Genomic DNA, 14,289 nt, shown 5'->3' on the forward strand with positions numbered 1-14,289 from the left:
GGCAAATGTACGAGTGGAAATGAGCGGTTGACTCTACACCTGCTTCAGGGTTTCCAATCGATTCCATGACGAATCAGACCACTCTGAACCCGGTCACTCCGGCCCTTCACCCGCACGATTACGACCATGGTCACAGCCATGCACACGGACACACGCATGCGCATGCTCCGGCCGAAACCTCCTGCTGCGGCAACCCGGTCTGCGGCTCGTCGCCAGCCGTCGTCGACACGGCCGATATTCCGAAGGGCGCCTTGCTCTTTCGCATTCCCACGATGGATTGCGCCGTCGAAGAGTCCGAGATCCGCCGCGCGCTGGAGCCGGTAGCCGGTGTCCAGGGTCTGCGCTTTCGCCTTGGCGAACGCACGATGGCGATCACGGCGGACGCTGCTGCCTTGCCCCTGGCGCTCGATGCAATCCGCAAGGCCGGCTTCAAGCCCGAGCCTGTAGTCGAAGCGACAGGCGCGAAACCCGTCGCGCCAGCGCGCATCGCGGGCATGAGCATGGGCCTCGCGCGCCTCGTCGCCGCATTGGTGCTGGCCATCGCGGCCGAGTCGATCTCCTTCATGGGGCTCGAGGGCAAGGGCTTCATGGCCGCCGAGATGGTGCTCGCGCTGGGTGCCATCGGCCTCGCCGGACTCGACACCTACAAGAAGGGCTTCGGCGCATTGGTGCGCGGGCGCCTCAACATCAATGCCCTGATGGCCGTGGCCGTGACGGGCGCTTTCATCATCGGCCAGTGGCCCGAAGCCGCGATGGTGATGGCGCTCTATGCGATTGCCGAGCTCATCGAAGCCCGCGCCGTGGACCGCGCGCGCAACGCCATCCAGAGCCTGCTGGCGCTCGCGCCCGAGCAGGCCGAGGTGAAGCAGGCCGACGGCAGTTGGAAGACTGTGATGGCCGACACCGTGGTGCTCGACACCATCGCGCGCATCCGCCCCGGCGAGCGCGTGCCGCTCGACGGCGTTGTCACCGCCGGCATCAGCGCCATCGACCAGGCACCGGTCACGGGCGAGAGCATTCCGGTCGACAAGACCATCGGCGACGCCGTGTTCGCAGGCACCATCAACCAGACCGCCGCGCTGGAATTCCGCGTGACGGCCGTGGCGGCCAACACCACGCTCGCACGCATCATCCATGCGGTCGAAGAAGCACAGGGCTCGCGCGCCCCGACGCAACGCTTCGTCGACAGGTTTGCCGCCATCTACACGCCCACCGTCTTCGTGCTGGCGCTGGCCGTCGCGACGCTCACGCCGCTGTTCATGGACTGGACCTGGCTGCAGGCCATCTACAAGGCGCTGGTGTTGCTGGTCATCGCATGCCCGTGTGCGCTGGTGATTTCCACGCCCGTCACGGTGGTGAGCGCGCTCGCATCGGCCGCACGGCGCGGCATCCTCATCAAGGGCGGTACCTACCTTGAGGAGGCACGCAAGCTCAAGGCCGTTGCGCTCGACAAGACGGGCACCATCACCGAAGGCAAGCCGAAGCTGGTCGAGTCCACGTTGATCGAAGCATCGGGCAACGAGGCAACGGTGTTCGCCATTGCTGCCAGCATCGCGGGCCGCTCGGATCACCCCGTGTCGAAGGCCATTGCCGAAGGCTTGAAGGGGCAGCGAGACGAGGTCGGCGACTTCACCGCGCTGCCCGGCCGCGGCGTGCAGGCCACGCACGCGGGGCAGGCCTACATGCTCGGCAACCACCGCCTGATCGAGGAGCGGGGCCTGTGCACGCCGTCGCTCGAAGCCGAATTGAAGCGCCATGAAGAAGCGGGCCGCACCGTCACGCTGCTCGCATCGGACAAGGCCGTGCTCGCGCTGTTCGCCGTGGCCGACACCATCAAGGAATCGTCGCAGGCAGCGGTGGCGGAGTTGCGCGCGCTTGGCGTCGTGCCCGTGATGCTCACCGGCGACAACACCGCCACCGCGAAGACCATCGGCGCCCACGCCGGCATCGACGACGTGCGCGGCAACCTGCTGCCCGAGGAAAAGCTCGACGCCATCAAGGCCATGCAGCAGCGCTACGGCGCGGCCGCGATGACCGGCGACGGCATCAACGATGCCCCCGCGCTCGCGCAGGCCGACATCGGCTTCGCGATGGGCGGGGCCGGTACCGACACTGCGATGGAAGCGGCCGACGTGGTCATCATGAACGACGACCTGCGCCGCATCCCCGAGACCATCCGCCTTTCGCGCCGCGCGCACTCGGTGCTGTGGCAGAACATCACGCTCGCGCTGGGCATCAAGGGCGTGTTCTTCGTGCTCGCCGTGTTCGGCAGCGCGACGATGTGGATGGCGGTGTTCGCCGATATGGGTGCGAGCCTGCTGGTGGTGGCGAACGGGCTGCGGTTGATGCGCGTGCCGAAATAGGTCGTTGCTGTCGGCATTACCAGCGTGCCGCCCACTTCTCCAGCGGCACGCGCGCTGCATTGCACACATAGCTCACCGAGTGATACCACCCCGCGAGCATCATCAGCTCGACCAGTTGCGCGTGGCTCCAGTGTGCGTTCAAGGCTTCCCAGAGCGCATCGTCCACGTCGCCGGTGTCGTGCAGCTGGTCGACCATCGACACCAGCAGCCGGTCGCGCGCCGCGAGCAATGAGAGATCACCGTCTGGCGAGGCCATCACCCGTCGGTCGGTCTCGCTGAAGCCGGCCGCGTCTGCAAAGCCGGTCCAGTGCACACCCCATTCGTACTCCGCGCCGCAGCGGGCGCAGACCCGCAGGATCACGATCTCGCGTTCGCGCAGGCTGATGGCGGCCTTGCGGCCGAGCAGGTAGCGACCCAGGTCGAGCGTGCGCTCGGCCAGCGCGGGGTTCACGGCCATCACGCGGAACAGCGCGAGAACTTCGGGCGCCTGTGGCGGCGTCATGCGCGTGAGCAGATCGCCGATGGGTTCGGGGTAGGGGGCTTCGAGTGGGGGGATCCTCGGCGCGCGGTTCGCGGCTGTCTCGGCCATGGGTGATTCCTTCGATGAAGTGGATGAAGTCGCTACGGAAAGCGTAGCGATCGGGTGCAGTCTATCGCTACGAAATGCGTAGCGCAAGGACGTACACTCGCCAATCAGTCATTCGAAGGATTCGGCATGGAAGACGCACAACCCACGGCATCGCGCCGACCCATCATGCGGCTGCTGGAGCAGCTCGGCCGCAAGGGCACGCTGCGCATCCTGTGGGAGCTGCGCGACGGCCTGCCGCAGAGTTTCAGGGCGCTGCGCGTGAGCACGGACGACATGTCGCCCTCGGTGCTGAACGACCGGCTCAAGGAGCTGCGTGCCGTCGGCGTGGTCGAGCTTGCCGACGCAGGCTATGTGCTCACCGAGTCGGGCAGCGAACTCGTCAAACGCCTCACGCCGCTGAACCAGTGGGCCAACCGCTGGCTCGACGACGCGGCTTCGAACTAACATCGGCCGAATTTCTTCACCGATTCCAACCCCTCGATGTCCGTCACTTCGCTCCTGCTGCAGCTCATCGTCATCCTGGCCACCGCACGTTTATGCGGGTGGGTGCTCCGTCATGTGGGGCAGCCCGGCGTGGTCGGCGAGATGGCGGCGGGGCTGATGCTCGGGCCGGTCGTCATGGGCGCGTTGTTTCCCTCGCTGCACGCGCAGCTGTTCTCCAAGGAGTCGCTGCAGGGGCTCTCATCGCTGTCGACGCTGGGGCTGGTGTTGTTCATGTTCGTGGTCGGCCTGGAGCTGCGGGCGTCGCAGGGCGTGCGTGAGCAGCTTCGCTCGGCGGGCTATGTGGGCGTGCTGAGCGTGGTCGTGCCGATGGCGTTGGGCATCGCGATTGCGCCGGCGCTGCATCCCACGCTTGCGCCGGCCGGCGTCGGCTTCTGGCCGTTTGCGCTGTTCATCGCGGCGGCGCTGTCGATCACGGCCTTTCCCGTGATGGCGCGCATCCTGAAAGACCGCGGCATGACGCGCACGCCCTTCGGTCAGCTGTCGCTGGGCGCTGCGGCCGTGGTCGACGTGTTCGCCTGGATCCTGCTGGCCTTCGTGGTCGCGATGGTCGGCGCGGGCGAGGGCTACCAGGGCCTGCTCAAGACCACGCTGGGCATGGCGGTGGTGCTGCTGGCGCTGTTCTTCGGGCTCAAGCCGGCCTTCGCACGGCTGCTGCGCGCCAAGGCGCCCGAGGGCGAACCATCGACCACCGTGATGGCGGCGCTGATGCTCGGCCTGCTGGCGACGGCGCTGGTCACCGAGTGGCTGCACCTGCACGCGGTGTTCGGCGCCTTCCTGTTCGGCGCCTGCCTGCCGCGCGACGACCGGCTGCTGAAGTCGCTCACCGAGCGGATCGAGCCGATCTCCATCGTCGTGCTGATGCCGCTGTTTTTCGCGCTGGCGGGGCTGGGCACCACGTCCAACGCCTTCTCGGGCGCGAGCCTCGGCGCGATGCTGCTGATCGTGGGCGTCGCCACCGTCGGCAAGATCGCCGGCGGCGCAGCCGGCGCGCGCATGGCGGGCTACGGCTGGCGTGACAGCCTGGCCACCGGCTCGCTGATGAATGCGCGCGGGTTGATGGAACTCATCGTGATGAAGATCGGCCTCGACGCGGGCCTGATCGGCCCGGAGCTTTTCACGATGCTGCTGGTGATGGCGCTCGTGACCACGGCGATGACGGGGCCGCTGATCAACCTGTTCATCGGCCGCAAGGCGGCAGTCGCGGCGGATGCCGCGCACGCCAAGCCCTAGTCCCGGTCGCTGCTGCGCCGCACCGTGAACCCGATGCGCGTCTCGCCGCCCTGGTTGGCGGCGAACACACGCCCGTCGTGCATGCGCGCGATGGCTTCCACGATCGACAGACCCAGGCCGTGGTGCCGGGTCGAACCGTCCCGCGCCTGCGCCGCGCGGTAGAAGCGCTCGAACAGGCGGGGCAGGGCGGCGGGGTCGATCGGCTCGCCACGGTTGACGACCGCGACTGCGAATTCATCGTTGTTCTCTACCCCGATCTCGATGCGAATCGTCGAAGCCGGCGCCGCGAAGCGGATCGCATTGCCCAGCAGGTTGAAGAGTGCGCGCCGGACAAGCGCGGCGTCCACGTCGGCCATGGCGTCGCCCTTCACTTCCGCACGCAGGCCGGCTTCTTCCAGCATGGCGTCGTAGAAGTCGATCACGTCGCCGGCCTGCACCGCCAGGCTCGTCACGGCCCGCGTGCGCATCGGCGCACCGCGCTCGGCCTGCGAGAGAAACAGCATGTCGGTGACGATGCCCGATAGCCGGCCGATCTCTTCGAGGTTGGAGGCGAGCACGGTCTGCAGCTCTTCGTTGCTGCGCGGGCGTGTGAGCGCGAGTTCGGTGGAGCCGATCAGATTGGCCAGCGGTGTGCGCAGCTCGTGCGCCACGTCGGCGTTGAATGATTCGAGCTGCACGTAGGCGCGCTGCACCCGCAGCAGCAGCGCGTTGAACTGCGTGATCCATGGGCGCAGCTCTTCGGCGAAGTCCATCGCGTCGATGGGGCGGTTGGCCTTGTCTGGCGCCATTGCAGCGGTGCGCTGGGCCAGCGCCTTGAGCGGGCGCAGGCCGCGCCGCACCAGCCACATGCCCGTGAGCGAGACCAGCGCCGTGCCCAGCACGACGGCTCCCAGCAGCGTCCATGCGAGCCGTTCGAGCAGGCGGGCTTCCTGTGCCGTGTTCACGCCGAGCTGCACCTGCAGCTGCGTCGTCAGGCCACTCTGCTGCCAGGGCACCACGAGGTCGCGCCGCATCCAGCGGCCGCCGGCCGTGGGACTGGACTGGAAAAGCTGCTTGCCCGCATGCGAGATCGACAGGCTCACGTCGTCCTGCATCGAGAAGAAGTCGTCGAGCTTGTGCCGCAGGAAGACGAGGTCGCCGCCTTTCTCGGCCTCTTTCAGCAGGTGCTCCACGAGCACTGCCTTCTGGTTGAGCTCCTCTTCCTGTTTCTGTCCGAAGCTCCAGGCCGTGACGAGGTAGATGGCGAAGCAGATCACGCTGAGCCCGAACAGGGTCTGCGCGGCGAACCAGAGCGACAAGCGGCTCTGGAGTGAGTGCGGCCGGGCGGTCAAGACCAGGAGCGGTCTTCGAGGACGTAGCCCATGCCGCGCACTGTGTGCAGCAGCTTCACCTCGAACGGGTCGTCGAGCTTGCTGCGCAGGCGCCGGATGGCCACTTCGACCACGTTGGTGTCACTGTCGAAGTTCATGTCCCACACCTGCTCGGCAAGCGTGGTGCGCGACAGGATCTGGCCGCGTCGGCGCAGCAGCACCAGCAGCAGCGTGAACTCCTTGGCCGTGAGGTCGAGGCGCGTGCGGTTGCGCACGCACTTGCGGCTGAGGAGGTCGACCTCCAGGTCGGCCAGCCGCAGCACGGTCGATTCCTGCGGCTTGCCGCGTCGCAGCAGGGCCTGCACACGGGCCAGCAATTCGGAGAAGGAGAAGGGCTTGACGAGGTAGTCGTCCGCGCCCTGTTGCAGCCCCTGCACGCGGTCTTCGACCTTGTCGCGCGCCGTGAGCACCAGCACGGGCACGTTCTTTGTGCGCCGGATGGCCTGCAGCACGGCAAAGCCGTCGATGCCGGGGAGCATCACGTCGAGCAGGACCAATGCGTATTCCCCCTCTGTGGCGAGGTATCTCCCCTCGATGCCGTCGCGGGCGATGTCCACGACGTAACCGTTCTCCTCCAGCCCCTTTTTTAGGTAGTCGCCTAGTTTGGGCTCGTCTTCGATGACAAGTATTCTCATTGCCGCATGGTATCGAAGCACTTTCAATAAGCGGGTTACGTTTCGGTAATCCTATTGACGGACAAAACCCTGCCCCCGTGTCATACATTGCGCCGGGCCTGCATTTCGAAGGGCCATTGCCGGAATGCCCGCCGCAGGCCGTCGATATACTTTTTGCCTCAATGCGCCACTGGCTCCTCATCTTCCTGCTCGTCCTGTTGCCGTTCCAGTTCAGCTGGGCGTCGGCATCGGCGTATTGCCAGCATGAGCGCGATACGCAGCCCGAGCACTGGGGTCACCACGAAAGCGAAACCCGCGGCACTGACCGCAGCCACAGCGGCGAGGGCGCGCAGAAAAACTCCAGCACCCAGCCCAATGCAGTGGTCGGCGAATGCGCGATCTGCCATGCAGGCTATGCCCAGCATGTGGATGCTTCGGTGGAGCCCGTGCTGGCCGTGGTGCATGTGGCCCAGGCCCTGCGCGCAATGCCTGCCGAGCGCTTTGCCTCGCACATCTCCGACGTTCCGGTCCGTCCCGACTGGTCTCTCGCCCTCTGATTCGGCGAGAGAACACATTCCCCCTCTGATACTCACCATCAGCTGAGCTCTTCTCGCCGAATTCGTCCGTCCGTTGTTTCGCAACCCAGGAGAATTCGATGCGCACGCTCTTCGTGCCGCTGGCCATGTTGGCCTTGGCGGCGCCCCCGGCTTTTTCACAACAGGTCGCAGTGTCGGCCGCTGCCGGCACCCCGTATTCACAGCAGTCCAACGCGGCTGCCCGCACTCTGGAGCCCGTGGGCCCGCTGACGTTGCGCAACGCCGTTGCGATGGCGTTGCAGGCCAACCCAGGCCTGTCTGCCGCGTTCCGCGAGCAGGAGGCCACCGAGGCCGCCATCGTCCAGGCCGGCGCCTGGCCCAACCCCACGCTCGACGCGCAGGTGGAAGACCTGCGCCGCGACAACCGCACCACCACGCTGCAACTGAGCCAGCCCCTCGAACTGGGTGGCAAGCGCGCGGCCCGCGTGACGGCGGCCGAACGCGCGCGCGACCAGGCCGCGTCGGCGCTGGCTGGCCGCCGTGCCGAGGTGCGCGCGGCGACTGTCACCGCCTTTTTCGACGTGCTCGCCGCGCAGGAGCGCCTGCGGCTCGCGCAGGATTCCGTGGGCCTTGCGCAGACTGCCACCCGCGCGGCGGCCAACCGCGTGGCCGCCGGCAAGGTCTCGCCGCTGGAAGAAACCAGGGCGCGCGTGGCCGAGGCCGGCATCCGCGTCGAGCTTCTGCAGGCCGAGGGCACGCTGCGCTCGTCGCGCCAGCAGCTGGCCGCGCTGTGGGGCAACCCGAACCCGCGCTTCACGCAGGTGGATGGCGCTGTCGACCAGCTGCCGGCACCGGTGCAGGACGTGGCCAGCCGCCTGGGCGCGGCGCCCGTGGTGCAGCAGGCGCGGCTCGAAGTTGAGCGGCGCAAGGCGCTGTCCGACCTGGAGCAGGCCAAGCGAATCCCCGACGTGACCGTGTCGCTCGGCGCCAAGCGTGTTCCGGCATCCGAAGGCGAAACCGGCAGCAGCCGGCGCAACCAGGTGGTTGTGGGCCTGTCGATTCCATTGCCGATCTTCGACACCAACCGCGGCAACGTGGCCGAGGCCCTGAGCCGCGAAGAGAAGGCGCGCGACGACCTCGTCGCTGCCGAGCTGCAGTTGGGCGCCGATGTCGCGCAAGCTTCGGAGCGCCTGCGCTCCGCGCGCGCCACCGCTGAAACGCTGCAGCGCGACGCGCTGCCCGGCGCCGAGACCGCCTACAAGGCCGCCACCAAGGGCTTCGAGCTCGGGAAGTTCAGCTTCCTGGAAGCACTCGACGCGCAGCGCACGCTGTTCCAGGTGCGCGCGCAATACCTGCTGGCACTCGCCGACGCGCACCGCGCCGCCGGTGACCTCGACCGACTGCTGGGCAACGAAGGCAACGACATCTCTGCCGCGACACCACCCGTCGCGCGCTGACAAGCAAGCAAGGAACTCCACACATCATGAACACCGAAGAACGCAAACCTTTCGCCGAGCGCGTCGGCAAGAAGCAATGGATCGCCATCGCGGTTGTCCTGGTGCTGGGCCTCGGCGCGGGCGCGATGATCCTGCGCACATCACCCGCCAAGCCCGAAGCGGCCGGCCATTCGGAAGCTGCCGGGCACGGCGACGGCGAGCATCACGAAGAAGGCGGCAAGCAAGCCAAGGAAGAGGGCAAGGACCACGACCACGATCACGGCGAGGCCAAGGGCCATGCCGACAACGAGCACCACGAGGAAGGCAAGGACAAGGAAAAAGCCGCAACGTCGGAGCACAAGGAAGACGAAGAGAAGATCGCCTTCACCGACGAGCAGGTCAAGGCCGCCGACATGACCATCGAGAGCGCAGGCCCCGCGCGCATCAAGTCGTCGCTGCAACTGCCCGGCGAAATCAAGTTCAACGAAGACCGCACGGCCCACGTGGTGCCGCGCGTGGCGGGCGTGGTCGACAGCGTATCTGCCGACCTCGGCCAGGAAGTCAAGCGCGGCCAGGTGCTGGCGGTGCTTTCGAGCCCTTCGTTGTCGGAGCAACGCAGCGCGCTGCAATCGGCACAGCGCCGGCTGGAGCTGGCCCGCTCCACCTACGAGCGCGAGAAGAAGCTGTGGGAAGAAAAGATATCCCCGCAACAGGACTACCTGCAGGCCCAGCAGGCCATGCAGGAAGCGCAGATCGCAGTGGCCAATGCCAACCAGAAGCTGCTGGCACTCGGTGCCACGCCGGGCTCATCGGCGCTGGGCCGCTACGAGCTGCGCGCACCCTTCGACGGCATGGTGGTCGAAAAGCACATCTCGCTCGGCGAATCGGTGGGCGAGGCCGTCAACGTCTTCACCATCTCTGATCTATCGACCGTGTGGGCGGAGATCAGCGTGGCCGCCAACAACCTGAACCTGGTGCGCATCGGCGAGCCGGTGAGCATCCGCTCCAGCGCCTTCGACCAGACCGCGACCGGCAAGGTGTCGTACGTGGGTTCGCTGATCGGCGCGCAGACGCGCACCGCCACCGCGCGTGTCACGCTGACGAACCCGCAGCGCATCTGGCGCCCGGGCCTGTTCGTGAATGTCGAGCTGGTGGCCTCCGAGACGGATGCCCCCGTGACCGTATCGGCCGAAGCGGTGCAGACGGTGGAAGACAAGCCCACCGTGTTCCTGCGCGTGCCCGGCGGCTTCCTGCCGCAGCACGTGCAGACCGGGCGCAGCGACGGCAAGCGCATCGAGATCGTGAGCGGCCTGAAGCCCGGCGCGCCCTATGCGGCCAGCGGCAGCTTCGTCGTGAAGTCGCAGCAGGGCAAGAGCTCGGCCACGCACACCCACTGAGGAAGCCCGCATGTTCGAACGCATCATCCGCTTCTCCATCGAGCAGCGCTGGCTGATCCTGCTTGCCGTGCTCGGCATGGCGGCACTCGGCATCTTCAGCTACCAGAAGCTGCCCATCGACGCCGTGCCCGACATCACCAACGTGCAGGTGCAGATCAATACCGCCGCGCCCGGCTACTCCCCGCTGGAGACCGAGCAGCGCGTGACCTACCCCATCGAGACCGTCATGGCGGGCTTGCCGGGCCTGCAGCAGACCCGTTCGCTATCGCGCTACGGTCTTTCGCAGGTCACGGTGATCTTCAAGGACGGCACCGACATCTACTTTGCGCGGCAGCTCGTCAACGAGCGCATCCAGTCCGCAAGGGAAAGCATGCCCAGCGGCATCTCGCCGGTGATCGGGCCCATCTCGACCGGCCTTGGCGAAATCTACCTCTGGACCGTCGAGGCGGAAGAGGGCGCGAAGAAGGCCGACGGCAAGCCTTACTCGCCCACTGACCTGCGCGAGATTCAGGACTGGATCATCAAGCCGCAGCTGCGCAACGTGGCGGGCGTGACCGAGATCAACTCCATCGGCGGCTATGCCAAGGAGTTCCATATCGCGCCCGACCCGGCCAAGCTGCTGGCCCACGGCCTCACGATGACCGACCTCGTCACCGCGCTGGAACGCAACAACGCCAACGTGGGCGCGGGCTACATCGAGAAGCGCGGCGAGCAGTACCTCATTCGCGCGCCGGGGCAGGTGAAGTCGGTGGAAGACATCGGCAACGTCATCCTCGGCAACGCCAACGGCATTCCGCTGCGCGTGCAGGACGTGGCCGAGGTCGGCATCGGCAAGGAACTGCGCACGGGCGCCGCCACCGACAACGGCCGCGAGGTGGTGCTGGGCACCGTGTTCATGCTGATCGGCGAGAACAGCCGCACCGTGTCGCAGGCGGTCGACAAGAAGATGCAGGAAATCAACCGCACGCTGCCCGCCGGCGTGAAGGCGGTGACGGTGTACGACCGCACCGTGCTGGTCGACAAGGCCATCACCACGGTGAAGAAGAATCTGTTCGAGGGCGCGGTGCTGGTCATCGCGATCCTGTTCCTGTTCCTCGGCAACATCCGCGCGGCGCTGATCACCGCGCTGGTGATTCCGCTGTCGATGCTCTTCACCTTCACCGGCATGGTGAACCAGAAGGTCAGCGCCAACCTCATGAGCCTGGGCGCGCTGGACTTCGGCATCATCATCGACGGGGCGGTGGTGATCGTGGAGAACTGCGTGCGAAGGCTGGCCCATGCACAGGCGCACAAGGGGCGGCCGTTGACGCGCAGCGAGCGTTTCCACGAAGTGTTCGCGGCCTCGCAGGAGGCACGCCGGCCGCTGCTGTTCGGCCAGCTGATCATCATGATCGTGTACCTGCCGATCTTTGCGCTCACGGGCGTCGAGGGCAAGCTGTTCCACCCGATGGCCTTCACCGTGGTGATTGCGCTGCTGGGCGCGATGATCCTGTCGATCACCTTCATTCCCGCGGCGGTGGCGCTGTTCATCGGCAACAAGGTCAGCGAGAAGGAAAACCGCCTGATGGTGTGGGCCAAGCGCGGCTACGAGCCGCTGCTGGCGCGCGTCATGGCGGCCAAGCCGCTGGTCATTACGCTGGCCGCCGTGGCGGTGGTGCTGTCGGGCCTGCTGGCCACGCGCCTGGGCACGGAGTTCGTGCCGAGCCTGAGCGAAGGCGACTTCGCCATCCAGGCGCTGCGCATTCCGGGCACCAGCCTCACGCAGTCGGTCGAGATGCAGAAGCAACTCGAACGCACGCTGAAGGCGAAGTTTCCGGAGATCGAACGCGTGTTTGCGCGCACCGGCACAGCGGAGATTGCTTCGGACCCGATGCCGCCGAACATCTCCGACGGCTACATCATGCTCAAGCCCGAGAGCGAATGGCCCAAGCCTCGTCGTACACGCGAGGAGCTCCTCGCAGCGGTGCAGGAAGAAGTGGAGAAGCTGCCGGGCAACAACTACGAGTTCTCGCAGCCCATCCAGCTGCGCTTCAACGAGCTGATCTCGGGCGTGCGCAGCGACGTGGCCGTGAAGATCTTCGGCGACGATATGGACGTGCTGAACAAGACGGCCGCCGAGGTGTCGGGCGTGCTGGGCAAGATCGCCGGCGCGGCCGAGGTGAAGGTCGAGCAGACCACCGGCCTGCCGATGCTCACCGTGAACATCGATCGCAACAAGACCGCGCGCTACGGCCTCAACGTGGGCGACGTGCAGGACGCGATCTCCACCGCGGTAGGCGGGCGCGAGGCGGGCACGCTGTTCGACGGCGACCGTCGCTTCGACATCATCGTGCGCCTGCCCGAGAACCTGCGCACCGACCTCGAAGCCATCAAGCGCCTGCCCGTGGCCCTGCCCAAGGGCGCGGGCGCCGAAGGCCAGCGCACCAGCTTCATTCCGCTGGGCGAGGTGGCCACGCTCGACATCGCGCCCGGCCCCAACCAGGTGAGCCGCGAGGACGGCAAGCGCCGCATCGTGGTGAGCGCCAATGTGCGCGGCCGCGACCTCGGCTCCTTCGTGGCCGAGGCAGAGGAGGCCATGCGCAACGTGAAGATTCCCACCGGCTACTGGACCGTGTGGGGCGGCCAGTACGAGAACCTCGCCTCGGCCACGCAGCGGCTGCAGATCGTGGTGCCGGTGTCGCTGCTGCTGGTGTTCACGCTGCTGTTCGCGATGTTCGGCAACCTCAAGGACGGCCTGCTGGTGTTCACCGGCATTCCGTTCGCGCTCACGGGCGGCATCGTGGCGCTGTGGATGCGCGGCATTCCACTGTCGATATCGGCGGCGGTGGGCTTCATTGCGCTGTCGGGTGTGGCGGTGCTCAACGGGCTGGTGATGATCTCGTTCATCCGCAACCTGCGCGAAGGCGGCCTGCCGCTGGACGCGGCGATACGCGAAGGCGCGCTCACGCGGCTGCGGCCGGTGCTGATGACGGCGCTGGTCGCCTCGCTGGGCTTCGTGCCGATGGCCATTGCCACCGGCACCGGCGCCGAAGTGCAGCGGCCGCTGGCCACGGTGGTGATCGGCGGTATTCTTTCGTCGACCGCGCTGACGCTGCTGGTGCTTCCGCTGCTCTACCGCATTGCGCACCGGCGCGATGAAGAAGAGGAAGAAGTGCAGGAGCAGGTTCATGGCGCGCCACTCGATCCTGCATTGCAAGGCTCCCATGGCACATGAGCATTCACACGCTGTAGGCGGCAACGAGAAGGCACTGCGCTGGGCGCTGCTGCTGACCACGGTCTACCTCGTGGCCGAGGTGATCGGCGGGCTGGTGTCGGGGAGCCTCGCGCTGCTGTCCGATGCAGCCCACATGTTCACCGACACCGTGGCGCTGGCAATTTCGCTGGCCGCCATCTGGATCGGCAAGCGTCCCGCGGACAGGCGGCGCACCTTCGGCTACTACCGCTTCGAGATCCTGGCGGCGGTGCTGAATGCGGTGCTGCTGTTCTTCGTGGCTATCTACGTGCTGTACGAGGCCTGGCGGCGCATCTCCACGCCGGCCGAGATCCAGTCGACCATGATGCTGCTGGTGGCCGTGGGCGGGCTGGTCGTCAACCTGATCGGCATGCGGCTGCTCGCGGCAGGCAAGGACAAGAGCCTCAACGTGAAGGGCGCGTACCTGGAGGTGTGGGCCGACATGCTGGGCTCGATCGGCGTGATCGTCGGGGCTCTGGTGATCCGCTTCACCGGCTGGGCGTGGGTCGATTCGGTGATCGCGGTCGCCATCGGCCTGTGGGTGCTGCCGCGCACCTGGCGGTTGTTGCGCGAGAGCCTGAACGTGCTGCTCGAAGGCGTGCCTGACGACGTGGACCTGCCCGAGGTCGAGCGTGCGCTGCTGGGCAGCGAAGGCGTCGCCAGCCTGCACGACCTGCATGTATGGGCACTCTCGAGCGGCAAGGTGAGCCTGAGCGTGCACGTGGTGTGCACGCCGGATGTGGATGACATGGCGCCGCTGATGCTGCAGTTGCGCGCCCTGCTGGCCGAGCGCTTCGACATCCACCATTCGACCGTGCAGGTCGAACGCGTGCCTTGCGAACAGGCGGCCGAGAGCCATGGCTTCGGGCCTGCGGTAGCGGCCACCTAGCTGGCCGGACCGGTCGATCTGACCGATTCCTGGGATTTTTCGGTCCCGGTGTCACAAACGCCCCCCGCTGGACGTCTTTCTCGCATGGACGTCCACGGGGGGCGTTCTTTTTGACTCCATCCACCGAGG

The 14,289-nt window shown here is 66.9% G+C and carries 11 protein-coding genes; 8 read left to right on the forward strand and 3 right to left on the reverse strand.

Annotated features, from left to right (window positions below):
- Nucleotides 1–65: 65 nt before the first annotated feature.
- Nucleotides 66–2,363 (forward strand): heavy metal translocating P-type ATPase, encoded by a 2,298-nt coding sequence (locus ACN9MV_RS11490; RefSeq protein ID WP_426392290.1) that lies wholly within the window; start codon nt 66–68, stop codon nt 2,361–2,363.
- A gap of 16 nt (nt 2,364–2,379) precedes the next feature.
- On the opposite strand, the gene ACN9MV_RS11495 is transcribed toward ACN9MV_RS11490, so the two are convergent.
- Nucleotides 2,380–2,952 (reverse strand): carboxymuconolactone decarboxylase family protein, encoded by a 573-nt coding sequence (locus tag ACN9MV_RS11495; protein WP_426392292.1) that lies wholly within the window; start codon nt 2,950–2,952, stop codon nt 2,380–2,382.
- A 126-nt stretch (nt 2,953–3,078) separates the two neighbouring features.
- On the opposite strand from ACN9MV_RS11495, the gene ACN9MV_RS11500 reads away from it, so the two are divergent.
- Together ACN9MV_RS11500 and ACN9MV_RS11505 are read left to right on the forward strand one after the other, a co-directional pair.
- A complete protein-coding gene (locus tag ACN9MV_RS11500; RefSeq protein WP_093057898.1) occupies nt 3,079–3,396 on the forward strand; it encodes a winged helix-turn-helix transcriptional regulator in 318 nt (105 codons plus the stop codon).
- Between the two features lie 36 nt (nt 3,397–3,432).
- Complete coding sequence (locus ACN9MV_RS11505; RefSeq protein ID WP_093057897.1) at nt 3,433–4,686, forward strand: cation:proton antiporter; 1,254 nt, start codon at nt 3,433–3,435, stop codon at nt 4,684–4,686.
- On the opposite strand, the gene ACN9MV_RS11510 is transcribed toward ACN9MV_RS11505, so the two are convergent.
- Together ACN9MV_RS11510 and ACN9MV_RS11515 are read right to left on the reverse strand one after the other, a co-directional pair.
- On the reverse strand, nt 4,683–6,017 hold the full coding sequence (locus ACN9MV_RS11510) for a heavy metal sensor histidine kinase (RefSeq protein ID WP_426392295.1): 1,335 nt from the start codon (nt 6,015–6,017) through the stop codon (nt 4,683–4,685). The two genes, ACN9MV_RS11505 and ACN9MV_RS11510, sit on opposite strands and share 4 nt — an antisense overlap.
- Nucleotides 6,014–6,691: a heavy metal response regulator transcription factor gene (locus tag ACN9MV_RS11515; RefSeq protein WP_093057895.1), complete on the reverse strand. Its 678-nt coding sequence runs from the start codon at nt 6,689–6,691 to the stop codon at nt 6,014–6,016. The genes ACN9MV_RS11510 and ACN9MV_RS11515 overlap by 4 nt, the downstream gene beginning before the upstream one ends.
- Nucleotides 6,692–6,852: 161 nt before the next feature.
- Between ACN9MV_RS11515 and czcI the strand changes: the two genes are divergently transcribed.
- From czcI to ACN9MV_RS11540, 5 genes are all read left to right on the forward strand, one after another.
- The gene (gene czcI / locus ACN9MV_RS11520; protein ID WP_426392297.1) at nt 6,853–7,227 is read left to right on the forward strand and encodes a cation efflux protein, CzcI family; all 375 of its coding nucleotides are present in this window, start codon (nt 6,853–6,855) and stop codon (nt 7,225–7,227) included.
- 98 nt (nt 7,228–7,325) lie between these two features.
- Complete coding sequence (locus tag ACN9MV_RS11525; protein WP_426392299.1) at nt 7,326–8,663, forward strand: TolC family protein; 1,338 nt, start codon at nt 7,326–7,328, stop codon at nt 8,661–8,663.
- Between the two features lie 26 nt (nt 8,664–8,689).
- Nucleotides 8,690–10,039, forward strand: a complete 1,350-nt coding sequence (locus ACN9MV_RS11530; protein WP_426392301.1) for an efflux RND transporter periplasmic adaptor subunit — start codon at nt 8,690–8,692, stop codon at nt 10,037–10,039.
- Nucleotides 10,040–10,049: 10 nt separating this feature from the next.
- On the forward strand, nt 10,050–13,253 hold the full coding sequence (locus ACN9MV_RS11535; protein ID WP_426392302.1) for a CusA/CzcA family heavy metal efflux RND transporter: 3,204 nt from the start codon (nt 10,050–10,052) through the stop codon (nt 13,251–13,253).
- Nucleotides 13,243–14,160, forward strand: coding sequence for a cation diffusion facilitator family transporter (locus tag ACN9MV_RS11540; RefSeq protein ID WP_426392303.1), 918 nt, complete (start codon nt 13,243–13,245; stop codon nt 14,158–14,160). Before ACN9MV_RS11535 ends, ACN9MV_RS11540 begins: the two co-directional genes overlap by 11 nt.
- Nucleotides 14,161–14,289: the final 129 nt, after the last annotated feature.

It is taken from the genome of Variovorax sp. R-27, from assembly GCF_049913215.1.
GTDB lineage: Bacteria > Pseudomonadota > Gammaproteobacteria > Burkholderiales > Burkholderiaceae_C > Variovorax.

Excerpts from the sequence above, each read along its gene's own strand:
- ACN9MV_RS11490 (WP_426392290.1), top strand. The coding sequence starts at position 66 with ATGACGAATCAGACCACTCTGAACCCGGTCACTCCGGCCCTTCACCCG.
- ACN9MV_RS11495 (WP_426392292.1), bottom strand. The coding sequence starts at position 2,952 with ATGGCCGAGACAGCCGCGAACCGCGCGCCGAGGATCCCCCCACTCGAA.
- ACN9MV_RS11500 (WP_093057898.1), top strand. The coding sequence starts at position 3,079 with ATGGAAGACGCACAACCCACGGCATCGCGCCGACCCATCATGCGGCTG.
- ACN9MV_RS11505 (WP_093057897.1), top strand. The coding sequence starts at position 3,433 with ATGTCCGTCACTTCGCTCCTGCTGCAGCTCATCGTCATCCTGGCCACC.
- ACN9MV_RS11515 (WP_093057895.1), bottom strand. The coding sequence starts at position 6,691 with ATGAGAATACTTGTCATCGAAGACGAGCCCAAACTAGGCGACTACCTA.
- czcI (WP_426392297.1), top strand. The coding sequence starts at position 6,853 with ATGCGCCACTGGCTCCTCATCTTCCTGCTCGTCCTGTTGCCGTTCCAG.
- ACN9MV_RS11525 (WP_426392299.1), top strand. The coding sequence starts at position 7,326 with ATGCGCACGCTCTTCGTGCCGCTGGCCATGTTGGCCTTGGCGGCGCCC.
- ACN9MV_RS11530 (WP_426392301.1), top strand. The coding sequence starts at position 8,690 with ATGAACACCGAAGAACGCAAACCTTTCGCCGAGCGCGTCGGCAAGAAG.
- ACN9MV_RS11535 (WP_426392302.1), top strand. The coding sequence starts at position 10,050 with ATGTTCGAACGCATCATCCGCTTCTCCATCGAGCAGCGCTGGCTGATC.
- ACN9MV_RS11540 (WP_426392303.1), top strand. The coding sequence starts at position 13,243 with ATGGCACATGAGCATTCACACGCTGTAGGCGGCAACGAGAAGGCACTG.